At 35.6% G+C, this 22,892-nt stretch carries 21 protein-coding genes; 11 read left to right on the top strand and 10 right to left on the bottom strand.

The annotated features are described in order from the left end of the window. The 3 genes from ACTF54_RS04260 to ACTF54_RS04250 all read left to right on the top strand — a co-directional run. Positions 1 to 1,378, top strand: a 1,378-nt coding sequence (locus tag ACTF54_RS04260) for a gliding motility-associated C-terminal domain-containing protein (protein WP_438968818.1), incomplete at its 5' end; no start/stop codon positions are given. Between the two features lie 50 nt (positions 1,379 to 1,428). Next, complete coding sequence (locus tag ACTF54_RS04255) at positions 1,429 to 2,364, top strand: PorP/SprF family type IX secretion system membrane protein (protein WP_347202208.1); 936 nt, start codon at positions 1,429 to 1,431, stop codon at positions 2,362 to 2,364. A gap of 16 nt (positions 2,365 to 2,380) precedes the next feature. Beyond that, positions 2,381 to 4,372, top strand: coding sequence for an OmpA family protein (locus ACTF54_RS04250; protein ID WP_347202207.1), 1,992 nt, complete (start codon positions 2,381 to 2,383; stop codon positions 4,370 to 4,372). Between the two features lie 99 nt (positions 4,373 to 4,471). Here ACTF54_RS04250 and ACTF54_RS04245 read toward each other — a convergent pair whose 3' ends face one another. Then, positions 4,472 to 6,082, bottom strand: coding sequence for a peptide chain release factor 3 (locus tag ACTF54_RS04245; RefSeq protein WP_347197510.1), 1,611 nt, complete (start codon positions 6,080 to 6,082; stop codon positions 4,472 to 4,474). Positions 6,083 to 6,409: 327 nt separating this feature from the next. Between ACTF54_RS04245 and ACTF54_RS04240 the strand changes: the two genes are divergently transcribed. The 4 genes from ACTF54_RS04240 (at position 6,410) to ACTF54_RS04225 (ending at position 8,863) form a co-directional block, all read left to right on the top strand. Next, positions 6,410 to 7,432, top strand: coding sequence for a LacI family DNA-binding transcriptional regulator (locus ACTF54_RS04240; protein ID WP_438968817.1), 1,023 nt, complete (start codon positions 6,410 to 6,412; stop codon positions 7,430 to 7,432). A gap of 114 nt (positions 7,433 to 7,546) precedes the next feature. Continuing rightward, the gene (idi, locus tag ACTF54_RS04235) at positions 7,547 to 8,059 is read left to right on the top strand and encodes an isopentenyl-diphosphate Delta-isomerase (protein ID WP_438968821.1); all 513 of its coding nucleotides are present in this window, start codon (positions 7,547 to 7,549) and stop codon (positions 8,057 to 8,059) included. After that, positions 8,056 to 8,466, top strand: a complete 411-nt coding sequence (locus ACTF54_RS04230; protein WP_347197508.1) for a 6-pyruvoyl trahydropterin synthase family protein — start codon at positions 8,056 to 8,058, stop codon at positions 8,464 to 8,466. The genes idi and ACTF54_RS04230 overlap by 4 nt, the downstream gene beginning before the upstream one ends. 133 nt (positions 8,467 to 8,599) lie before the next feature. After that, a complete protein-coding gene (locus tag ACTF54_RS04225) occupies positions 8,600 to 8,863 on the top strand; it encodes a hypothetical protein (protein ID WP_347197507.1) in 264 nt (87 codons plus the stop codon). Here ACTF54_RS04225 and ACTF54_RS04220 read toward each other — a convergent pair. From ACTF54_RS04220 to ACTF54_RS04200, 5 genes are all read right to left on the bottom strand, one after another. Beyond that, a complete protein-coding gene (locus tag ACTF54_RS04220) occupies positions 8,858 to 9,568 on the bottom strand; it encodes a DUF4369 domain-containing protein (protein WP_438968816.1) in 711 nt (236 codons plus the stop codon). The two genes, ACTF54_RS04225 and ACTF54_RS04220, sit on opposite strands and share 6 nt — an antisense overlap. 60 nt (positions 9,569 to 9,628) lie before the next feature. Beyond that, complete coding sequence (locus tag ACTF54_RS04215) at positions 9,629 to 10,957, bottom strand: DUF819 family protein (protein WP_438968815.1); 1,329 nt, start codon at positions 10,955 to 10,957, stop codon at positions 9,629 to 9,631. Between the two features lie 94 nt (positions 10,958 to 11,051). Further along, entirely contained in the window at positions 11,052 to 12,008 is a 957-nt protein-coding gene (locus ACTF54_RS04210; RefSeq protein ID WP_438968814.1) for an alpha/beta hydrolase, read from the bottom strand. A gap of 80 nt (positions 12,009 to 12,088) precedes the next feature. Continuing rightward, complete coding sequence (locus ACTF54_RS04205) at positions 12,089 to 12,388, bottom strand: TIGR03643 family protein (RefSeq protein WP_347197503.1); 300 nt, start codon at positions 12,386 to 12,388, stop codon at positions 12,089 to 12,091. 227 nt (positions 12,389 to 12,615) lie between these two features. Further along, the gene (locus tag ACTF54_RS04200; RefSeq protein ID WP_347203165.1) at positions 12,616 to 13,218 is read right to left on the bottom strand and encodes an alpha-ketoglutarate-dependent dioxygenase AlkB family protein; all 603 of its coding nucleotides are present in this window, start codon (positions 13,216 to 13,218) and stop codon (positions 12,616 to 12,618) included. A gap of 75 nt (positions 13,219 to 13,293) precedes the next feature. On the opposite strand from ACTF54_RS04200, the gene ACTF54_RS04195 reads away from it, so the two are divergent. The 3 genes from ACTF54_RS04195 (at position 13,294) to ACTF54_RS04185 (ending at position 15,673) form a co-directional block, all read left to right on the top strand. Continuing rightward, positions 13,294 to 14,301, top strand: a complete 1,008-nt coding sequence (locus tag ACTF54_RS04195) for a 3-oxoacyl-ACP synthase III family protein (RefSeq protein ID WP_347197501.1) — start codon at positions 13,294 to 13,296, stop codon at positions 14,299 to 14,301. A gap of 341 nt (positions 14,302 to 14,642) precedes the next feature. Then, entirely contained in the window at positions 14,643 to 15,005 is a 363-nt protein-coding gene (tnpA, locus tag ACTF54_RS04190) for an IS200/IS605 family transposase (RefSeq protein ID WP_438968813.1), read from the top strand. Between the two features lie 305 nt (positions 15,006 to 15,310). Further along, positions 15,311 to 15,673: a CoA-binding protein gene (locus ACTF54_RS04185; RefSeq protein ID WP_347197499.1), complete on the top strand. Its 363-nt coding sequence runs from the start codon at positions 15,311 to 15,313 to the stop codon at positions 15,671 to 15,673. Here the strand turns inward: ACTF54_RS04185 and ACTF54_RS04180 are convergent. From ACTF54_RS04180 to folE, 4 genes are all read right to left on the bottom strand, one after another. Beyond that, positions 15,648 to 17,123 (bottom strand): sodium:solute symporter, encoded by a 1,476-nt coding sequence (locus ACTF54_RS04180; protein WP_438968812.1) that lies wholly within the window; start codon positions 17,121 to 17,123, stop codon positions 15,648 to 15,650. The two genes, ACTF54_RS04185 and ACTF54_RS04180, sit on opposite strands and share 26 nt — an antisense overlap. Before the next feature lie 422 nt (positions 17,124 to 17,545). Beyond that, on the bottom strand, positions 17,546 to 17,767 hold the full coding sequence (gene yidD, locus ACTF54_RS04175) for a membrane protein insertion efficiency factor YidD (RefSeq protein ID WP_347197511.1): 222 nt from the start codon (positions 17,765 to 17,767) through the stop codon (positions 17,546 to 17,548). 133 nt (positions 17,768 to 17,900) lie between these two features. Then, on the bottom strand, positions 17,901 to 19,388 hold the full coding sequence (gene cysS / locus ACTF54_RS04170; RefSeq protein ID WP_347197003.1) for a cysteine--tRNA ligase: 1,488 nt from the start codon (positions 19,386 to 19,388) through the stop codon (positions 17,901 to 17,903). A gap of 148 nt (positions 19,389 to 19,536) precedes the next feature. Continuing rightward, positions 19,537 to 20,208 carry a GTP cyclohydrolase I FolE gene (gene folE / locus ACTF54_RS04165; RefSeq protein ID WP_347197005.1) on the bottom strand — a complete coding sequence of 224 codons (672 nt, stop codon included), beginning with the start codon at positions 20,206 to 20,208 and terminating at the stop codon, positions 19,537 to 19,539. Positions 20,209 to 20,391: 183 nt separating this feature from the next. Between folE and ACTF54_RS04160 the strand changes: the two genes are divergently transcribed. Next, positions 20,392 to 22,892 (top strand): PKD domain-containing protein (locus ACTF54_RS04160; protein WP_438968811.1); only part of this gene is annotated, 2,501 nt, incomplete at its 3' end.

Genomic DNA, 22,892 nt, shown 5'->3' with positions numbered 1-22,892 from the left:
AGCTACATCAGATGCTGTTAGCCCTGAAGGACCAGTAAGCGATGTATCTGATAGTTCCAATCCTGCCGACGAGGACAACGACGGAGATGGAGACTTAACAAATGACCCAACAAGAACACCACTTGATACGCCTGGTATGTTAACTGGGTTTGTATTCAACGACCTTAACGGTGATGGCATATATGATTTGCAAAATGATGCTTTATTTCCTGCGGGCACTATGGTTACCTTAGTTAATGAAACTACTGGTCTTACAATCACAGTTAGCGTAGACGCAATGGGTAATTGGGTTGCTACGGTACCAGCAGGTATTTACACAATAACTGTTACAAATCCATCTGAAACTATTCTTACAACATTGGGTTCAAATCCGGATTCTGGTATTATTGTCAACTCAGGTATGTCTACGCCAACTAGTGCTGATGGTTTCCAGTTAATTCCAGATAATGACGATGATGGTGTGCCAGACCCAGTTGATATAGATGATGATAATGACGGTATATTAGACGTCTTAGAAGGTGGTGGAGATTCTGACGGAGATGGTATTCCAGACTGGTTCGATCAAGATTCTGATGGCGATGGTATCCCAGATAATGTGGAGTCTCAGACATCTGCTGGATACATAAGTCCTAGTGGAAATGATTCTGACGGAAACGGTTTAGATGATGCCTACGAGACTACACCAGGAAATGGTGAAGGTATTGATCTATTAGATTTTGATCAAGATGGAGTGCCTGACTATCTAGATGACGATTCGGATAATGATGGTGTTCCAGATAGTACGGAAGGTTTTGATTTTGATAATGATGGTGTCGCTGATATATTGTCAGCTGGAATTGATTTAGATATGGATGGTTTAGACGATGCTTTTGATGGAGATCTAAATGGCTATATAGATCCTAATGGAGTTGTTGTTGTTGCAGATCCTACAAATGATCTTAATAACACCGATGGTGATTCAGAGCCGGATTATAGAGATATTGATGATGAAAATGATGGAATAGTTACTGGTTTAGATTCTATTTTTGATGATTTTGATGGTGATGGAGTTCCAGATTATCTGGACGTTGACCCTAGAGAAGTAATAATCTTTAATGCTATTACTCCAAATGGAGATGATCGTAACGAATTCTTTTTCCTTCAAGGAATTGATAATTTTGAAAATACAGTTCGGATATTTAATAGATGGGGTGTAGAAGTCTATAATATTGATAATTACAACAATGGGAGTAGATCATTTGTTGGTGTTTCTGAAGGTCGTGTTACTGTTTCTCAAGGGGAAGAATTACCAGAAGGTACTTATTTCTATGTAATTGAATACATTAACGATCAAAATCAAACCATCCGTAAAGCTGGATATTTATATATTAACCGATAAAAATTAAGTTCTGTTTTTTCAGGCAGAACTTGTTTTAATAATAGCATAAAATGAAAAAATTATTAACTTGTTTATTATTGTTCGCTTTTGCGAAAGCGGTAACAGCACAACAGGATCCTCAATATAGCCAGTATGCATATAATCCAATTGTTGTAAATCCAGCTTATGCAGGAAATCGCGGTGTAGCTAGTATTGTTGGTTTACATCGTAGTCAATGGGTAGGACTAGATGGTGCTCCTCGCACTCAAACTTTGTCGTTTCATACACCTATTTCAAATAGTCGTGTTGGTCTTGGATTAAGTATTGTTAATGATGAAATCGGTCCATCTGATGAGACTTATGTTGCAGCGGATTTCAGTTATACCATTCCTGTAGGAAATGAGGCACGATTAAGTTTTGGACTTAAAGGTGGACTTCATGTTCTTAATGTCGATTTTACAAGGCTTAATATATTTGATGCTAGTGATCCTAGGTTGACTGATAATGTAGAGAATAAATTATCACCAACTCTAGGTTTAGGACTCTATTATCACACTCAAAAGTTTTACGTTGGTTTAAGTAGTCCTAACATTATTCAAACTGATCATTTTGATGATTCAAATGATACGAGCGGTGCTACATATATTGCGAGTGAACGTGCTCATATCTTTGGAACAGCAGGTTATGTGTTTGATTTAAGTAATGATGTCAAATTTAAACCAGCAACAATGGTCAAATTAGTTCAAGGAGCTCCTTTGCAAGTTGATCTAACGGCTAGTTTTTTATTCAACGACAAATTAACCTTAGGAGTCGCCTATAGATGGAGTGCCGCTGTAACTGGATTAGTAGGATTTCAATTAAGTGATCAAATGATGATAGGTTTTGCATATGATAGAGAAACTACCGCTTTAGGTAATGCCGTTTTTAACGATGGTAGTTATGAACTTTTCCTTAGATTTGAGCTATTCAATAGTTATGATCGTATTATTACTCCACGTTTCTTCTAATAAACAAATAACAATCATGTTTAAAAAATTATCCATATTATTCCTTCTTTTAAGTGTTTCCTTCATACAAGCACAGAAAGGTGTATTGGAAAAAGGAAATAGAAAATATAAATCGTTTGCGTTTATTGAGGCTCAGCAGATATATTTAAAACTCGTTGAGGATGGTTACGCTTCACCAGAAATTCTTGCCAAATTAGGGGATACCTACTATTTTAATGATGAGCTCAACAAAGCGCATAAATGGTATGAACAACTATTTGTTTCTTATGAGGACAACGTAAAACCTGCATACTTCTTTAGATATGCACAATCTCTTAAATCTGTTAACAGATATGAAGAGTCAGATAGGTTAATGGCAAAGTTTAACACTTATAAAGGTTTTGATGCACGCTCAAAATTATATTCTAAAGAACCTAATTATTTACAGATTATTGATTTTCAATCTGGTCGTTTTGAAATAATTAATACAAATAAAATAAATACATATACCGTTGACTTCGGTCCTGCATTTTATGCATCTAAAAACCAAGTGGTTTATGCAACAGCTAGAGACTCAGGTTCTATGGTAAGTAGAAAGCATACATGGAATAACCAACCTTTCTTGCAGCTTTATACCGCAGATACAGATGATACTGGGAAACTGAGCAATCCTCAAAAGGTTTCTCGCGTAATCAATTCTAGGTATCACGAAAGTACTCCTGCAATTACAGCAGATGGTAAAACGATGTATTTTACACGTAACAACTATGAGAATGGAATTTATAGACAAGATATTAATGGAACTAATAAATTAAAAATATTTAGATCTCATTTTAAAGAAGGCAAATGGACTAATCCTGTTGCACTAACTTTTAATAATGATGAATATTCTGTTGCGCATCCTGCTTTAAGTCCAGATGAAAAGAAGTTGTACTTTTCAAGTGATATGCCGGGTACTATCGGATATGATATTGATGATGATTTCACTAAGTCTGACATCTGGGTTGTTGATATCCTAGAGGACGGTGGTTTTGGTGAACCTAAAAATTTAAAAGACATTAATACACCTGGTAGAGAAACTTTTCCTTTTGTAAGTAAGTCTAATGTGTTATATTTTGCTTCCTCGGGTCATCAAGGTTTAGGAGGTTTAGATATTTTTGCTACTTCACTGAATCCAGATGGAACAACAAGCAAGGTTATTAATATTGGAAAGCCTGTCAATACTCCTTATGATGATTTTTCTTTTATTATAAATGATGACACTAAAGTAGGATACTTCAGCTCAAATAGACCAGGTGGTTCAGGAGATGATGACATTTATAGATTTATACAGTTAGAGGATTTAAGAAAGCAGTGTGAGGTTCTTGTAACTGGTACTGTAACAGATAAAAGTACTGGTGGCGCAATTCAAGAAGTTGCCGTAATGATAATGGATGCTAACAATAATAAGGTTGACCAATTAGTAACTAAAGCCAATGGAAAGTATGCCTTTAATCTAGAATGTGATAAGCAATATTTTGTTAGGGCAGAGAAAGAAGAGTGGACAACTAATGAAAAGTTGTTCTCTACGCCTAGTTCATCTACTTTTATTGATATTCCGCTTGAAATGGAAAGCACACTGATTCCGGTAGTTGATTGTGATGATATTGGGCCATTATTAGGGATTAAACAAATTTACTTTGATTTTGATAGGTCTGATATTAGACCAGATGCAGAATACGAGCTCGCCAAGATTAAAGCTTTTATGGAATTATATCCTCAAACTAAGGTGGACATACGCTCACACACGGATAGTAGAGCACCAGACGCATACAACGTTGTGCTTTCAGAAAAAAGAGCGCAAAGCACGCTTAATTGGTTGGTCTCAAAAGGAATCGAACCTTCCCGTTTGACGGCAAAAGGTTACGGAGAATCAAGGTTACTTAATGAATGTTCTAATGGTGTTCCTTGTTCCAAAGAAGCACACCAGCTTAATCGTAGATCTGAGTTTATCGTATCTGGTTTAGATCAATTTAAAGATTGTTTATAATACTAAAAATATTCTTTCTTGAATAGTTCAAATAAAAAGGGTTTTTGAAATTAATTTCAAAAACCCTTTTTATTTGAAAAGAAATAATTTTTACGAAGATTATTTTGTAGCGATTGCTTCCGGCTCAAATTCGGATATAAAGTGAAATTTTATACTCGGATATTTCTGTTGAGTCATCAGTAGTGAGAATGAAGAGTCTGCTAGAAACACTAGTTGCCCTCGTTTATCCTTGCACAAAAACTTAGACTTAACCCTTTTGAAATCTGATAATTCTTCAGCTTTTGCAAGAGACCCATCTACCCAACAAGCTTTATGTACGTTTAAGTTTTCATATGAACATTTTGCTCCATATTCATGTTCTAAACGGTATTGTATCACTTCAAATTGTAAAGCTCCTACAGTACCTATAACCTTACGTCTGTTCAGTTCTAAAGTAAATAATTGGGCAACACCTTCATCCATTAACTGGTCTATTCCTTTAGCCAGCTGTTTAGACTTCATTGGGTCGGCATTATTAATGTATCTAAAATGTTCTGGAGAAAAAGAAGGGATTCCTTTATAATGCAATTCCTCACCAGAGGTCAATGTATCTCCTATTTTAAAATTACCAGTATCATGTAATCCTACAATATCACCAGGAAAGGACTCATCAACAATTTCTTTTTTCTCTGCAAAAAATGCATTGGGACTAGAAAATTTCAAATTCTTATTTAAACGCACGTGCTTATAGGCTTTATTGCGTTCAAACGTACCGCTTACAATTTTTATAAAAGCAAGTCTATCCCTGTGTTTAGGGTCCATATTAGCATGAATTTTAAATACAAAACCGCTAAAGTCTTTCTCGTTAGGTTGTACTAGTCTCTCTTCTGCTTTCTTAGGACGTGGTGCAGGTGCAATTTCTATAAAACCGTCTAATAACTCTTTCACACCAAAGTTGTGTAAAGCACTTCCAAAAAATACTGGCTGCAAATCTCCATCTAAATATTCTTTGCGATTAAACTGTGGATAAATGCCGGTCACTAGTTCCAGTTCTTCTCGCAAAGTGTTAGATGCTTGTTCTCCGATAAGATTATTTAATTTATTATCGTTTAAATCATTAACGGCGGTTGTGTTATGTATGTCTTTTGAAGAAGCACCTGTAAACAGGTTAATGTTCTTTTTATGAATATTATAAATACCTTTAAGGTCATATCCCATTCCTATTGGAAAACTTAAAGGCGTTACACGTAGTTCTAGCTTTTGTTCTATTTCATCCATAAGATCAAAGGCATCTTTACCTTCACGATCCATTTTGTTAATAAAAACGATAATTGGTATTTGGCGCATCCTACACACTTTTACCAACTTTTCTGTTTGCTCCTCAACACCTTTTGCCACATCAACAACAACTATAACGCTATCTACTGCGGTAAGTGTTCTAAAAGTATCTTCTGCAAAATCTTTGTGACCTGGGGTATCCAGAATATTAATTTTATTGCCTTTGTATTCAAAAGCTAATACAGATGTAGCTACAGAGATACCACGCTGGCGTTCTATTTCCATAAAATCACTTGCAGCACCTTTTTTTATTTTGTTACTTTTTACTGCGCCAGCTTCTTGAATCGCTCCACCATATAAAAGTAGTTTTTCTGTAAGTGTTGTTTTACCTGCATCTGGGTGCGATACAATACCGAATGTTCTTCTTCTTGCTATCTCGTCTGTAAACTTCATGTGTGTAATTAATCAGTCTGCAAAAATAGGCTAATCAACCGTTTTATCAAGTCTTCTCTGGATCAGCTCGTTACTAATTTTTATAATTTTATCGTGGTTGGGTAAGTGTTACTTTCTCGCTTTCGCGAAAGCGAGTTTTATTAGTACAAAAATAATATTTTAAAGTTTTAGGAATAGACAGAGGTTTTAGCAAATAAATAATGGTTCTGTTTTAATATTTAAGGAATTTGTTAAATAATCATTAGTATTTCAATCCTTCTATGGTTGCTAAGTTTATGAAGCGTATGTTTGTTAATTAAATTTAGTTCATTTTTAAACTAGTAAATTATGATTACCCTTAAAGATCTAGCAGCCACTCTAGGTGTGTCCGTTTCTACTGTTTCAAAAGCTTTAAAAGATAGTCCAGAAATTAGTAAGGATACGATAAAACGTGTTAAGGAAATTGCTAAAGAATTGAACTACAGGCCTAACACACTTGCTCTAAGTCTTAAAAACAGAAAAACCAAGACTATAGGCGTAATTATACCAGATATTTTGAATACGTTTTTTGCTCGAATTTTATACGGAATAGAACAAGAATCAACCGCTCTAGGGTATAATATAATTACCTGCCTATCAAATGAGGCTTTTGATAAAGAAAATAATAGTCTTCAACTGTTAGCTAATGGTAGTGTAGATGGTTTTATCATGTCATTATCGGAAGAGACACAGTCTAAAGGAGAAGTGAAACACCTTAAAGAAACTATAAATCAGGATGTTCCTATAGTAATGTTTGATCGTGTAGTAAATAATGTAGATTGCGACAAAGTGATTATTGATGACTTTAACGCGGCATTTACAGCTACAGAAACTCTCCTAAAAGAAGGTCGTAAAAAGATAGTTTTAATTAATAGTCTAGGCGAGCTTAATGTAGGGAAATTAAGAATTTTAGGATACAAAAAAGCATTAGAGAAACACAACACCAGCCAGGAAGATCCGATAGTGATAAATGTTGATGATGATCAGGTTTTATTAAATGACCAATTAGAAAATATTATAACAGATCATAGCGATATGGATGGATTGTTATGTATAGACAATATAAGCGGTGTTATGGCGGTTAATATTGCACAGCGTTTGGGAAGAATTGTCCCTAAAGATCTATCTGTCATAGGTTTTTCCTCAAATAAAATGTCACATTTGTCTTATCCGCCACTATCTACAGTAGCTCAATATGCTGAAGAAATAGGTCAGGAATCAGTTAAAATGTTGGTAGAACGACTAGAGAGTAAAACTAAAGGTAATACCAAAACAGTTACTATAAATTATAGCCTAGAGTTAAGAGGAACGACCCTACCAGTTTCAAAATAATGTTTCATTATATAAAATAACTAAGTAGATTGTAATGATCAACAGATTTACCTACTTAATATCAAAAAGGATGCGTTCTATTCCTTTTGTATTTTTGCCACATAAATTATTAAAATTATCGAAAAAGTTATCTTAGTAAATGAGAAAGACGAGCAAGTTGGTCTCATGGAAAAAATAGAGGCACATGAAAAAGCGCTACTTCACAGAGCGTTTTCTGTATTTGTCGTAAATGATAATAATGAAATCATGTTACAGCAACGTGCTTTAGGAAAGTATCATTCTCCTGGTTTATGGACCAATACATGTTGTAGCCATCAACGTGAAGGTGAAACAAATATAGAAGCAGGAAAACGTAGATTAATGGAAGAAATGGGCTTTGTTACAGAATTAAAGGAACTATTTCATTTCATTTATATCGCTCCCTTTGATAATGGATTAACTGAGCACGAGTTGGACCACGTGATGATAGGGAATTATAATGATGCTCCTATTATTAATCCAGATGAAGTTGCTTCTTATAAATGGATGACCGCTCAGGATATCAAAACAGATATGGAAGAGCAGCCAGAAACTTATACGGAGTGGTTTAAGATTATTTTTGAAAAATATTATTCCCACATATCATGAGATTAACCGCATACCGCAAAGCGCATTTTAACGCAGCACATCGCCTGCACCGCAATGACTGGAGTGATGAAAAGAATCAGCAAATCTTTGGAAAATGCAATAACCCACATTTTCACGGACACAATTATGATCTAGAAGTAGGTGTTACCGGTGACGTTGATCCAGAAACAGGATATTTAATTGATCTTAAAATTCTAAAAGATATCATCAAAGAAGAGGTGGAGAACGCCTTTGATCATAAAAATTTAAATCTGCAAGTTCCTGAGTTTAGAGACTTAAATCCTACTGCAGAAAATATAGCCTACGTTATTTACAATAAGATTAAATCAAAACTGGATCCTAAGTATGATCTAGAAATTAAACTCTTTGAAACAGAACGTAACTTTGTAGTTTATAGAGGAGAATAATTAACTCTAAATTACTTTTGCGCAATTATAATTGGTTACTTATAATTATATGAAACTATAATTTAGTTCTTAAACTTTTATAATCTTAGTAGTAACTCTTTTATTCACTATTTTTGCAAGAAATTAAAATATTATGGCAAGTATAAGAGATCTTAAACAAGATTTGAATTATGTGATAGGAGATATCATTGATGCAGCGATTATTACACAAGATATCAAACCTGAAGTAACAGCAGAATCTGAAAAAATAGTAGACGATTGTATCAGTACTTTTGACAGTCTTATAGCAAGAGTTAACGACCGTAAGGTAGATAATCGTAAAGCACATCTTAAGGCAGTTAAAGCTGATTTAGAAACTGAGGGAAGAGCGCTTATTAATAGAGTAAACGCTCTATAAATTAGATTTTGAATTATTTATTAATTCAGATAATTGTTTTCCATAAACAGTTGTCTGAATTTTTTTTGGCATTTTTTGAAAAACACTATCTAATAAAGCAGGATTTGCCTCGCTAGCTTCACTTATTAAAATATAAGGCGCTACTTCTTTGTCCTTGTGCAGTTGTGCATAGTTGATCGCATAAAGTACTTTTTTTCTCAAGTATTTGTCATAAGCTCTGTTTATAGAATCACTTACGGCTTCTGTCCTCTCTTCATCGGTAAGAGATAAACTTTTTTTAATTAAGTCTGTGTATACTATGTTTAAACGATCATTATTTTTCTTAAAAGCCATATAAACATCTTGATTTTTTGATCCAGATATTACAGCTTCATTTTCAAAGTCACTTAATGAAGATGTCATGGTCATTATGGTGTCTTCTGCAAAAAATAGAAAGCGATCGTTAAACTCTTTACCATCTTTGACATCAAGGTGTAAATACATGATTTTTGCTTGTTCTATATCAGCTTTTAAACTAAAGTCAGAATTCCCATCAAAAAATGCCGAATCAACATCTACTAAAACAGAATCTTGCAGTTGTTGCAAATAAATCTTTCCTACCTTAATTCCATCTATGCTTCCAGAAAGAGAAAACTTACTAGAAGTGGACTCACTACAAGAAGCGATGAATAATATAGCGATAAGAAAGAAAAGTACTTTTTTCATGGTAATGATTTTAAGGCTACAAATATGCATATTATCTTTTAATTTGAGAAGGTAAAACACTTAGGAAGTAGCTGCAATTTGCATCAACACTGTACAAGCAATGGCACCTATCGTTCCTACAACATATCCAAAAACAGCAAGTAAAACTCCTACACTAGTAAGTGATGGATGAAACTCTGCTGCGACGATAGGTGCGCTCGCAGCGCCACCTACATTTGCTTGCGACCCAACAGCAAGAAAGAAGTATGGTGCTTTAATTAATTTGGCAATTAGAATCAAAAGACCTGCATGAATAGCCATCCATATAACACCAACGAGAATCAATAACGGATTTTCTACTATTTGAGTCAGGTCCATTTTCATTCCTATAGTGGCTACTAGGACATAAATAAAAATACTACCTATTTTACTCGCTCCAGTTCCTTCATAGCTTTTGGCAGGTGTAAATGACAGAACAATTCCTATTAAAGTGGCTATAGAGATCATCCAGAAAAACTGGCTGGTTAAAAAGCTTAAATAGATATTTTTTGCAATACTATCCATACTACTCATAGCCTCTGATAAAAAGTTTGCTCCAAAATGGGCAATGGCAACAGTTCCAAATCCTATCCCTAACATTACCATAGTATCTGTAAAAGTAGCCTCGCGTTTCACACTTTCCGTATAATCAGACACTCGTTTTTTAAGATCTTCAATAGCTTTACTATCTGCACCAAACCAGCGGTCTATTTTTGCAGCTTTTCCTATTCCAAAAAGTAAGATTCCCATCCATAGATTAGCTACAACTATGTCCACAAGTACCATTCCGCCATATTTTGCTTGGTTAAATTGATATACTTCTAGCATGGCAGTTTGATTTGCGCCGCCACCTATCCAGCTTCCAGCAAGAGTAGAAAGTCCTCGCCATACAGCATCAAAACCTTCACCGCCTACAGTTTCTGGAGAGAAGGAACCAACTATAAGAATAGCAATAGGACCACCGATGACAATTCCTAAAGTTCCAGTTAAAAACATAATTAAGGCTTTAGGGCCTAGATTGAAAACAGCTTTAAGATCTATGGACAGCGTCATCAAAACCAGTGCAGCAGGCAATAAATACCGCGATGCCATATAGTAAAGTGAAGAGCTATGTTCTGTAACTGTTCCATCCATAGCAACAGTTGTCCATTCTGGGGCAATAATTCCCAAAGAGCTTAAAATAGAAGGCAATAAATAGCACATCAGTAATGCAGGAACGATTTTATAAAATTTAGACCAGAAACCTTCTTTCATAGAAGAAGAATAAAAGACTAACGCCAGACATATCATTAATAGTCCAAAAACAATAGTGTCTTTGGTTATAAAAGGAGTGGTGTCTATTACTTTTTCTGCTACGTCTTGAACTGTCATAAATTCGTATTTTGTATAGTCGCAAAATACGAATTAAAAGGAAGTCGTTGGTGATAGTTTCGCTTTAGCAGAAGCGGATATGAAAAATAATCGTTTACTCAACAAATCCAACGATTAGTTCTACTAACCGACTACTTAAAGGAAAGTTAGGAAAGATCTTGCTTTTTGAGGCTTCAATCTCGTCATCTCCCACAATTTTGAGTACGTGATTCATATCTTCAATAATTTCTAATCGGGCAGTAGGAACACTTTCTTTTAAAAGTAACGTTTCAGAAATATTGCTCATACGATTTTTGGAACCGTTAATAAGGAGAATAGGAATTTGAAGTTTTTTAATCTCAATGGATGGATCATATTGCATCCAGGATTTCATAAAAGGTTGCATTTGTGGACCTATAATGGCATATAGATCACGTTCTATTGCTATAACTGGTTTTTTAGATTTTCTTACTCTTTCAAAAGTTTTTGCTGCAACTTTATCTAGTCCTGGCTGTTGTTTTGAAATTTGTTGTACTATAAGTGCATCAATAGATTGTCCTGCACCATTTAAAGAAATAAAACCATCGACATCTTTATCTACGGCTAGCATTCCTACCAAAGATCCTTGTCCATGTCCCGCGATGTAAATTTTAGAAAAACGTTTGTCATTTTTAAAGAAGGATACAGTTTCTTTTGCGTCAATAATAAAATCACTAAAAAGTGTTTCCTCACTAGACTTGCGATTTTTCATTTGGGTAAAAATGCGCTTATCATACCTATAAGTAGCTATTCCTTTTGATAAAAGAGAATCTGCTAGTTGATGATATGCGTTGCTTCTTGTTCTAGGCTCGTTTCCATTGCGGTCTATCGCACCTTGATCACCTACTATAATGATTAGAGGAACAGGAACTTTTTTAGAAGTTTTAGGTGTAAAAAGGGTTCCCTGAATATTCTCATTAATATTTAATAAATCCAGGTTTTCTGCAGTCTTTTGAACAGCCTTTCTTGAAAACGGATCTTGTGAGTAAATGACAAGAGGAAGGAAAACTAATAGGAAAAGTAGCTTTTTCATGATTTGAGTTAGGTCTAAATAACAACGCTCAAATCTAGGCAATACGTATGCTATTGTAAATAATCTGGTAAAAAAAAGCTCTATCTCTTGGCAATTTTATTTCCTGTAGATCGCTGCATAGAACATTTAAAACGACTCATTTCTGGATCACGTTGTGCACGATGTTTTGTAGCACGTCCTTGAACGCGCTGGCGCCACATTCTAAAACTACTTGCTTTCATCTCGCTGCGCATGATCATGATCACCTCTTTTTCTGTCACGCCAAATTGCGCCTCGATCGCATCAAAAGGTGTGCGATCTTCCCAACCCATTTCTATAATGCGGTCTATCTGACGATCGTTTAAGTTTGCTAAAATATCTTTTGCTCTAGTTCTTGCCATACTTGTAAAGTCGTTTCCTTTTACAATAATTACAAAATTGTATAGTTTATGGAAGTTTTTATTACTGAATTAACAATAAAGGGTTTTTTCAATTTTACTGTAATTAAAACTTAATTCTACAGGCTCAGACTGACGGCTTAGTAATTGGTTATTTCGATAACACTGTTGTAAAGTGTTAAACTCAATCCGAGCTTGTCGAAGATGGGATTTAATCATCTCGCTTTTAACTACTTAATCACCTTCCTAAAAGTTAAATTAATACGTAAGCCTATTTCTCTTTTTGTCTTGGCAATTTGATGCTTGTAGGTGTGTTGTGTTTGACCTTTCATTAATAATAAACTGCCATTCTCTAATAAAAATTTAAATCTCCAGTCTTTATTGTTATTGTGTTTCAAATGAAAAAATCGTTCTTCTCCTAAACTTATAGATGCAATGATCGGATTTTGTCCTAGCTCTGGTTCATTATCTGCATGCCAGCCATTAGAGTCTTGTCCGGTTCGATACTGGTTGAGTAAACATACGTTGAATTCAGTTCCTGCTGCTTTTTCTACATCGGCTTTGATTTGTGCCAGAGTTTCTGTCCATGCTAGGGCCTTGAATTTAATGCCACTGTAACCGTAATCTAGTCCATCGTCGCCGTATAATTGTGTGAGCCTTGGTTCGTTATGCGTTTTACCGAACAGTTGGATCTCGTTTTGTCTCCATGGGGTTTCTTCTAGTAAAGAGGCTTTTAATTGTTCCGCTTTCGCGAAAGCGTAAAAAGAACCATCATATTCTACACTGGCATCTGGTATTTCAGGGAAAGGATCAGGAAACAACTTGCTATGCATGCATATTAATTTTTTGATTTAAGCCTACAATATACTAAGGCTGTCACGTATCTTGCATTTAATTAAAATTTATTTATGTATACTTCTCGTATCACTGGAATGGGTAAATACGTTCCAGAAAACGTCGTGACTAATGACGATCTTTCTAAAGTTATGGATACTAACGATGCCTGGATCCAGGAACGTACTGGTATTAAAGAGCGACGACATATTAAAAAAGGTGATGGTAATTCTACTGCTATAATGGGCGTAAAAGCTGCAGAAATAGCTCTGGAACGCGCAAAAGTCTCTAAAGATGATATAGATATGATCGTTTTTGCAACATTGTCACCAGATTATTATTTTCCTGGATGTGGTGTGCAGGTTCAAAATCTTATGGGTATTCATACCTGTCCAGCACTAGATGTACGTAACCAGTGTAGTGGTTTTATATATGCACTTTCTGTTGCAGATCAATTTATAAAAACGGGAATGTATAAAAACGTTCTTGTTATAGGATCAGAAAACCATAGTGGTGGACTAGATTTCTCTACTCGTGGTCGTGGTGTTACAGTAATATTCGGTGATGGAGCAGGAGCAGCGGTTGTATCGAGGTCAGAAAAAGAGGGTCATGGAATCCTTTCTACGCATCTTCATAGTGAAGGTGAGCATGCGCTAGAACTTTCTCTAAAAGGACCGTCTACTAATCATTGGGTTCCTCAATTGATAGAAGAGAATCCACAAGAGGATATTCCTTATTATCCTTATATGAATGGTCAGTTTGTGTTTAAAAACGCGGTGCGACGTTTTAGTGAGGTGATCATGGAAGGTCTGCAAACCAATCAGCTACAAGTGAGTGATATTGATATGCTTGTGCCGCACCAGGCTAATTTGCGTATTTCTCAATTTATCCAGAAGAAATTTCAGTTATCTGATGATCAGGTTTATAACAATATCCAGCGTTATGGTAACACTACAGCGGCTTCTATTCCTATCGCTCTTTGTGAAGCCTGGGAAGATGGTAAGATAAAAGAAGGAGATACGATTGTATTAGCGGCTTTCGGTAGTGGATTTACTTGGGGTAGTGCTATTATGAAGTGGTAATACTAATTCCTGCGTAGCCAAGAATCTGATCGCTTCATTTATTAAAAATTATATATGATATCACTCGGAAGAAAAATAACAAAGAAGTTCTTGTGGATCATCACAGTTGTTTGGTATATCTCTTAACGTACTTGCCGTAACAGATTTGTTTACTCAATCAATGTTTCAAAGAAAATTTCTTCCTGTTGTTTTGTTGTCAATACTATCTACTGTGGTCATCATTTATGCTCATATTTCATATTATTTTAATTCTAGAAAAGTAAAATGATTTGCTTTTTGATTCATAGGTGCGGACTTAAGTCCGCTCCTATGAATGTTGTATTATTTGATTATTTTTAGGAATGTCAAAGAATAGAAATCCTTTGATTTCTGTTTCCATAGAGAAAAAATTATATCCATTTATTTGGAAAGTCATTGAACACAATGATTGTACCCCTTTAATGATAAATGGCATGCCAGACCATGTTCATGTTTTATTAAAAATGGACTCAAAAGTTTCTTTATCAAATTTGATGAAATTTATGAAAGGTAAAAGCTCTAGATTTCTTAATGAAAATCACACATATTTAGAGAGTTTTGAATGGCAGTGTGGTTACGGAGCTTTCTCGGTAAGTCCAGAAAATGTCGATAAAGTGATAGGATATATTAAAAATCAAAAACAGCATCATAGAGAAGACTCTACTATTGAAGACTTCGAGCATTAAACTATTCACAGGTGCGGACTTAAGTCCGTACCTGTGAATAGTGAATAGCGAATATTTTAAAAACAAAATCCCAAGCCTGCAAGCTCGGGATTTCTAAATCGTACAATAACACTAACCATTAATTATGAACTATACGATTATCCTTGCTGTCAGGAACTTTTAAAGAAGCCTGACAGACTTGAACCTTTTTGAATTTTTCTTTTTCAATATAAATTCAATTAACCAAATAAATCAGAAGGGTTTATCAAGTCCTTCACTTAAAAGACGATCTATTTCGTATATTGTTACACCTTAAACCTTAAAAAATGTCTAAAAAAACTTTAGTATTAGGTGCTTCGCTTAAAGAAGAGCGTTATTCAAATATAGCAATATACAGGTTGCGTAAATTCAATATAGAAACTGTGGCTATAGGATTACGAGAAGGTATGGTAGATGATGTGAAGATCCATAAAGAATTAATTCCTTTTCAGGGAATTAACACAGTAACCTTGTATTTGAACGCACAAAGACAACCACAATATTACGATTACATCTTGGGTCTTAATCCAGAACGCGTAATTTTTAATCCTGGCACTGAAAATCCAGAGTTGTACCGTTTGCTTGCAGAAAATAATATAGAAAGTGAAGTTGCCTGTACGCTTGTTATGCTTGGGACCAATCAATATTAGGTTTTTGCGCAGTAAAACTTGATGCAATCAACAATCCTAAAAAGGTAACTAGACCGTTGAGCAATAAAATAAAGAAACCAAATTCAAATCCGTAATTACTCGCTAGACTACTTATCCCAAAAGCGATAAAAGGTGATAGAATAGCTATAACTGGAGTTATTTTATGATGTACTTGAAGCTTTGTTAGAATCCCAAAGCTAAACAGACCTAAAAGTGGTCCATAAGTATAGCCCGCAAAAACAAACAATTTATTGATCACACTGGCATCTTTGATCAGATACTCAAAACTAACGATTACTAAAATGAGTAAAGCAGAGAATCCTACGTGCACAAGCTTACGTATCCAGCTTTGTTTCTTTTCTTTATAGTTTTGCTCTAGTCTTAAAATGTCTACAGAGAATGATGTGGTTAATGAAGTCAGTGCACTGTCAGCACTTGAATAGGCAGCTGCTACAAGGCCTAGAATAAAAACAAGTCCTATTCCTATACCTAGATTTCCATCTAATGCGATGGCTGCAAATAATTTGTCTTTGGTGGCTGTTATTTGTTCCGCTTTCGCGAAAGCGGTAAGTAAAACACCTAATCCAAGAAAGATAAGATTCACAAAGGTTAATACGATCGTAAACCAAAACATATTCTTTTGAGCATCACCAAGACTGCGACAAGTCAGGTTTTTTTGCATCATATCTTGATCGAGACCAGTCATTACTATAGCAATAAAGGCACCAGCAAAAAACTGTTTAAAGAAATACTGTCCGCTTTTCCAATCATCAAAAAAGAATATTTGTGATAATTCACTGTCTGAGATGTAACCAGTTATTTCTCCTATACCATTAAGATCTAGGCTGTCAGAAATATAGTAAATCGCCACGCCTACAGCAATTAACATGAAAAGTGTCTGTAAAGTATCGGTCCAGACAATAGTTTTTATACCAGATTTGAATGTGTATAACCAAATCAGAATTACAGTAAAAGTTACCGTTTGCCAAAACTCCACGCCCATACTTTCAAAAACAAACTCTTGTAAGACACCAGCTACCAGGTACAATCTAAAACTAGCACCTACCACACGGGATAGTATGAAGAAACTGGACCCTGTAAATTGTGCTGCGTTTCCATACCTGTCGTTGAGGTAACTGTAGATAGATGTCAGGTTCATTTTGTAATACAGCGGTAAAAGCACTGTGCCGATTACCAAATAACCGACTATATAACCTAAAACGACTTGAAAATAATTCATCGCCCCTTCTTCCACAGCGCCAGGAACCGAGATAAAAGTTACTCCACTAAGCGATGCTCCTATCATACCAAAGGCTACAATAAACCATGGCGACGAGCGGTTGCCTCTAAAAAATGTTGCGTTATCACTTTTGCGACCTACAATAAAAGAGATTGTAACAAGTACAGCAAAGTAGCAAGCAATGGTAATGAGAATTTGGGTAGAAGTCACGTGGTTTTATTATTTGTGGCTAAGGTAAGAATATGAACTTGAACTTGAATTTGAAATCTAACTTGAACTAAAAAAACGATGCTAGGTTGAGCGATAGCCGAAACCTTTTTAAATATGAAAAAGGCTATTAGCATTCCAAAATCAAATATAAATACCAGTTGTCAGTTCGAGCGCAGCCGATAACGATTTAAAAATCAAAATATAATATTTATTTAACTGTAAAACCCTTTTTGGTTGCTCACTTGACTTCGTCAAGTTCATCTTCAACCTGTTTTTGCTTTTAAAAAAGGCTAGTGCTTTTTCATAATTTTTATGAACTGGCAATTTTGCGATTTACGATTTGGAATTTACAGTTTGTAATAGAATGATTTTCAAAATTCAAATTCAAATTCAAATTCAAGTTCAAGTTCGAGTTCAATTTCTCAAGGCACCGGATCATAACCTTTGCCGCCCCAAGGATGACAACTAAAAATACGTTTCAACGCCAGCCAGCCACCTTTAAAAGCACCGTGTTTGATAAGAGCTTCTTTAGAATATTGCGAACAAGTAGGAGAGTAGCGACAACTAGCAGGTGTAAAAGGCGATATCACCGATTGATAAAATCTGATGATCAATAAAAATGGATATGCTAGTATTTTTTTCATCTTTATAACATCGCTGAAGTCGTTTATAAGAAGTCATTTCAATCCTTTATCTTCTATAAGAATTTTAACCTTTTAAGATTAGGAAAAAGGTATTGAAAGTTTAAATTCTCGAGTTCGAGTTCAAGTTCTATATTTACTCCACACTATAACTAGTCCCATCAACACCATCCTTTAGTGAAATACCAGCAGCTTTTAATTCGTCTCGTATTTTATCTCCTGTGGTCCAGTCTTTATTTGCTCTTGCTGTAGCCCGCAAATCAATAATCAATTTCATGGCGCCATCCAGTCCTTTATTTAAAGATCCACCAGTTTCTTCTTTAGCATTTTGTAACCCTAAAATATCAAAGAAAAATGCATTCATACTTGAAGAAAGATTATCAAGATCTTCTTTTGTAATAGTAGCGTTTCCATCATTTATCGTATGAATCATTTTCACCGCATCAAAAAGCTCTGCAACAAGAATAGGCGTGTTGAAATCGTCATTCATCGCTGTATAACATTTAGCTTTCCATGAGGCCACGTCTACGGTTGAGGTTTTAGAAACTGGTAACGTTTCCATAATTTTCATAGCTTCAGTAAGTCGGTTAAAACCTTTTTCTGCAGCAAGTATCGCGTCGTTACTAAAATCTAATATCGATCGATAATGCGCTTGCATCATAAAGAAGCGCACCACACTTGGGCTAAAAGCCTTTTGCATGAAATCGTTATCACCAGTAAAAAGTTCTACAGGTAAAATACTATTTCCAGTGGATTTGGACATTTTCTGTCCGTTTAAAGTCAGCATGTTAGCATGCATCCAGTAGTTTACCGGACTATGACCATGCGCCGCTTCACCTTGAGCGATTTCACACTCGTGATGTGGGAATTTAAGATCCATTCCACCGCCGTGTATATCAAAAGTTTCACCTAGGTATTTAGAGCTCATTACCGTACATTCCAGATGCCATCCCGGGAAACCATCGCCCCATGGACTAGGCCATCTCATAATGTGTTCTGGACTTGCTTTTTTCCAAAGAGCAAAGTCAGCTGGATTTGATTTATCGCTTTGTGCGGCCAGTTCGCGAGAATTTGCCATCATATCATCCAGATTGCGACCACTTAATTTTCCATAATGATGATCTTCATTGAACTTTACAACATCAAAATAGATAGAGCCATTTTTCTCATAAGCATATCCATTATCGATGATGGTTTTAATAATCTCAATTTGCTCTACAATGTGACCAGTGGCAGTCGGTTCAATACTAGGTGGGAACGCGTTGAATTGCTTCATCACCGTATGAAAATCGATCGTGTATTGCTGCACGACTTCCATAGGTTCAATTTTCTCTAGCCTTGCTTTCTTAGAGATTTTATCTTCTCCTTGATCGGCATCATCAGTTAAATGTCCTGCATCGGTAATATTACGTACATAACGCACTTTATATCCTAGGTGTTTTAAATACCTGAAAATCATGTCAAAACTGATAAATGTACGGCAATTTCCTAAATGCACATTGCTGTAAACCGTAGGTCCACAAACGTACATTCCTATACGGCCTTCGGTAATCGATTTGAAAACCTCTTTTTCACCGTTCATGGAATTGTAAATCCTTAATTCATTGTCTTGATAAAGTGCCATGATTTATTTTTTGTGATGTTGATGGTGTTGATCTCGCTTTCGCGAAAGCGGAACGATAATACATACGCTCTCCAAAAATAACAGTAAATTTCTCAAATTACTTGGGTGCAAGTTAAGAAGGAGATGTTACTCAAAGATCTAGAATGAATTAAAACTTAGTTTCCATCTTAATGTAATCCAAGAACTCTCTCTTCACGGCTGGATCTTTAAACTTACCACCGAATTCTCCTGTCACCGTGCTGCTCTCTATATCTCTTATACCACGACTGTTTACACAAAGATGTTTTGCATCTATAATACAAGCTACGTCTTCTGTTCCCATCGCTTGCTGTAATTCACGTACAATCTGAATGTTTAATCGCTCTTGAACTTGTGGACGCTTTGCATAGTAATCTACAATACGGTTCATTTTAGAAAGGCCTATAACGCTACCGTTAGAAATATATGCTACATGCGCACGACCTACGATAGGAAGCAAATGATGCTCGCAAGTAGAGTAGACAACAATGTCCTTTTCTACCAGCATCTCGTTGTATTTATATTTGTTTTCAAAGGTACTCGCACTAGGTTTTTTTTTAGGACGCAAACCACCAAAAATCTCATTGACAAACATTTTTGCAACACGATTAGGTGTTCCCTTTAAACTATCATCTGTCATGTCCATACCTAAAGTTTCTAGTATATGGTGCATGTCTTTTTTTATGGATTCTATCTTTTCTGCATCGCTCATTTCAAAGGCATCTGCACGTAAAGGAGTTTGTTCATTAGAAGAAAGATGATCGTTATCTTCTATATTGTCTAAAATATCTTCAATTTTCATAGAGGTACTACTATTAGTAGGAGCGATTTGTTTGAATTGCAAATTTACTAATTGAATAGCATAAGTCCATTGTTTTGTTTCATTTAGGTGAAAGTTTTAGCATAAATAGTTAAGTAAAAGTTAACTATTTTCCTCATATTTGGAAACTAGAAAAAAAGCTACTGATTTTTTAAAATATAAATGATGAAAAGACTGCCCATCCTTTTACTGTTATTGTTCTCTTGTTATTCTTTTTCGCAGACTAATATCAACATGGTTCCTAATACGAATCCTGCTAATCCTCAAACTTTATATTCAGGTTGTGAGGTAACTGCTTTTAACGATGACGGTGGGAATGGTAATTACTCAGACAACTTCAGTGGTATAGCTGTTTTCTGCCCGATCGTAACAACAGATAGGATGATTTTAGATTTTAGGGTTTTAGATATTGAGGTAAACGACGTTCTTACTATTTATGATGGAGATGATACAACCGCACCAGTACTGGCAACAGTAACAAATACAAATGTCGCTCCTGGAGCTTTTCAAGCTAGTCCTGCAAACCCAACTGGATGTCTTACTGTTCAGTTTGTTTCTAATGGTTCAGGAAATGGAACAGGATGGAGAGCTGCGAGAAGCTGTTTTGATCCATGTCAAACCATTACTACAAACATTGTTACTACACCAGCTACAGATCCTGATGGAATTTTGAGAATTTGCCAAGGTGATACGGTAACTTTTGATGGACAAGCAACATTTAGTGGTGATGACTCAGGCGCGACTTATGAATGGGACCTAGCTAATGGAGGAGGATTTAATCCTGGTCAAGTTCAAACAGAAACTTATGCAGCAACTGGAATTTATCAAACAAAATTACGAGTTACAGATAATGTGGGTTGTACTGATAGAGAAGAAATTGACTTAGTAGTTCAAGTTTCTTCTGATCCTGATTTCAGTGGAACAATAGCTGCAGATACTCAGGTGTGTTTTGGAGAATCTACTACAATAACAGGTGTTGCAACTACTCAAGAGTTTGCAATACCAGTGTCACCACCCATAACAGGAACTACATTCCTGCCTGATGGTAGTGGTGTAAGTTATACAACTTGTATAAACGTTGACCTTTTTGCTCCTGGTGCTGTGATAACTAATGCTTCTGATATTGTTGATATTTTTGTAAATATGGAACACTCATTCTTAGGTGATTTACAATTAACCGTAAGTGCTCCTAATGGAAGTTCTGTAGATCTACATTCCAATGGTGGTGGTGGTGGAACCTTTTTGGGAGTGCCTATTGATGATGATAACGTTCTTGATCCTGGGACAGGATTTGACTATGTTTTTACAGAATCTGCAACACAAACCTGGCTACAAGCATCGAATGTTACAACTACAATTCCTGCTGGTGATTATTTGCCGGTAGATCCTTATTCAAGTTTCTTGGGCTCACCACTTAATGGTCAATGGTGTATAACTATTACTGATAACTTAAGGTCTGACAATGGATACATTTTCTTCTGGGGTCTTAACTTTAATCCTGCGATTATCCCAGCTGAGCTTTCCTTTACACCTGAAGTAGTTGCTGAAGGATGGCAAAACAGCCCTGATATAACTAATAACACAGGTAATATTGTTACAATTACGCCAACCGCGGCTGGACAGAACTGTTATACTTATGAGATGACAGATAATCATGGTTGTACCTATACGGAGGAAGTTTGTATCGATGTTTTACCAGAAATACTTTCTGCATCACCAAACGATATTATCGAGTGTAATACAACAGGTGCTACTACTACAGCTGATCTAACTGTAAACGATGCGGTAATTTTGAATGGGCTTCCTGCTGGTGACCATTCTGTTACCTATCACAATACACAAGCTAATGCTGAAAATGGAGTAAATGCTATAACAAATGTGACTGCGTTCCCAATTAATACGCCGCCAGTAACTGTCTTTTCTGCTATAACAAATACAGTTACTAACTGTATTGTTGTAGATAGCTTTATTGTTGATATTATTGATTTAACGACGCTTACTATTCCGGATTTTGAACAATGTGGTCCAATTTCAAATTTTGATTTAAACGCTTATGTAGCTCCGTTTTTGAATTCTGGAGGTTCTGGTAGTGCTAACTTTACTAATTCATTTTATACAAGTCTCCAGGATGCGCAAAATGAGACTAATCCTATTATGAATCCTGATACGTTTAATCTAGTATCAGGAACGGTTACCATTTATGTTAGAATAGTTAGTAATACAGATCCAGGATGTAACACGATCAATTCTTTTTCTCTTACTGCAACTGTTATTCCTATTGCAAACGCACCAGCAAACATGGTAGTGTGTGATGATTTATCCAATGATGGTGAAGAGACTTTTGTATTAAGTGATCAAGATGCAGCTATTCTTAATGGTCAGGCGGCCACAGTCACCTATCATCTAACACAATTAGATGCAATTGATGGTATTGCACCACTTAACGCTGCAGGATATCAAAATATAAGTAATCCACAGACTGTTTTTGCGCGTGTAACCGATAATTCACCGTTAGCCTGTTCCGAAACTACTTCATTTGACTTAGTAGTCAATAGAAGAGCAGTCTTTACAGTTGCAAATGATATGATTGTTTGTGATGATGTTACTAATGACGGTATCGCAATTTTTGATTTAACCTCTCAAGATGCTGATATATTAGGATCTCA

The sequence above is a fragment of the Nonlabens sp. genome (assembly GCF_965657255.1).
Classification (GTDB): Bacteria; Bacteroidota; Bacteroidia; order Flavobacteriales; family Flavobacteriaceae; genus Nonlabens.
The sequence above is the reverse complement of the archived record's forward strand: the minus strand, read 5'-3'. Positions and strand labels throughout refer to the sequence as shown.

What these genes read in the sequence shown, in the direction of transcription:
- ACTF54_RS04255 (WP_347202208.1), top strand. Translation starts at nt 1,429, where the DNA reads ATGAAAAAATTATTAACTTGTTTATTATTGTTCGCTTTTGCGAAAGCG.
- ACTF54_RS04250 (WP_347202207.1), top strand. Translation starts at nt 2,381, where the DNA reads ATGTTTAAAAAATTATCCATATTATTCCTTCTTTTAAGTGTTTCCTTC.
- ACTF54_RS04245 (WP_347197510.1), bottom strand. Translation starts at nt 6,082, where the DNA reads ATGAAGTTTACAGACGAGATAGCAAGAAGAAGAACATTCGGTATTGTA.
- ACTF54_RS04240 (WP_438968817.1), top strand. Translation starts at nt 6,410, where the DNA reads ATGATTACCCTTAAAGATCTAGCAGCCACTCTAGGTGTGTCCGTTTCT.
- ACTF54_RS04230 (WP_347197508.1), top strand. Translation starts at nt 8,056, where the DNA reads ATGAGATTAACCGCATACCGCAAAGCGCATTTTAACGCAGCACATCGC.
- ACTF54_RS04225 (WP_347197507.1), top strand. Translation starts at nt 8,600, where the DNA reads ATGGCAAGTATAAGAGATCTTAAACAAGATTTGAATTATGTGATAGGA.
- ACTF54_RS04220 (WP_438968816.1), bottom strand. Translation starts at nt 9,568, where the DNA reads ATGAAAAAAGTACTTTTCTTTCTTATCGCTATATTATTCATCGCTTCT.
- ACTF54_RS04215 (WP_438968815.1), bottom strand. Translation starts at nt 10,957, where the DNA reads ATGACAGTTCAAGACGTAGCAGAAAAAGTAATAGACACCACTCCTTTT.
- ACTF54_RS04210 (WP_438968814.1), bottom strand. Translation starts at nt 12,008, where the DNA reads ATGAAAAAGCTACTTTTCCTATTAGTTTTCCTTCCTCTTGTCATTTAC.
- ACTF54_RS04205 (WP_347197503.1), bottom strand. Translation starts at nt 12,388, where the DNA reads ATGGCAAGAACTAGAGCAAAAGATATTTTAGCAAACTTAAACGATCGT.
- ACTF54_RS04200 (WP_347203165.1), bottom strand. Translation starts at nt 13,218, where the DNA reads ATGCATAGCAAGTTGTTTCCTGATCCTTTCCCTGAAATACCAGATGCC.
- ACTF54_RS04195 (WP_347197501.1), top strand. Translation starts at nt 13,294, where the DNA reads ATGTATACTTCTCGTATCACTGGAATGGGTAAATACGTTCCAGAAAAC.
- tnpA (WP_438968813.1), top strand. Translation starts at nt 14,643, where the DNA reads ATGTCAAAGAATAGAAATCCTTTGATTTCTGTTTCCATAGAGAAAAAA.
- ACTF54_RS04185 (WP_347197499.1), top strand. Translation starts at nt 15,311, where the DNA reads ATGTCTAAAAAAACTTTAGTATTAGGTGCTTCGCTTAAAGAAGAGCGT.
- yidD (WP_347197511.1), bottom strand. Translation starts at nt 17,767, where the DNA reads ATGAAAAAAATACTAGCATATCCATTTTTATTGATCATCAGATTTTAT.
- cysS (WP_347197003.1), bottom strand. Translation starts at nt 19,388, where the DNA reads ATGGCACTTTATCAAGACAATGAATTAAGGATTTACAATTCCATGAAC.
- folE (WP_347197005.1), bottom strand. Translation starts at nt 20,208, where the DNA reads ATGAAAATTGAAGATATTTTAGACAATATAGAAGATAACGATCATCTT.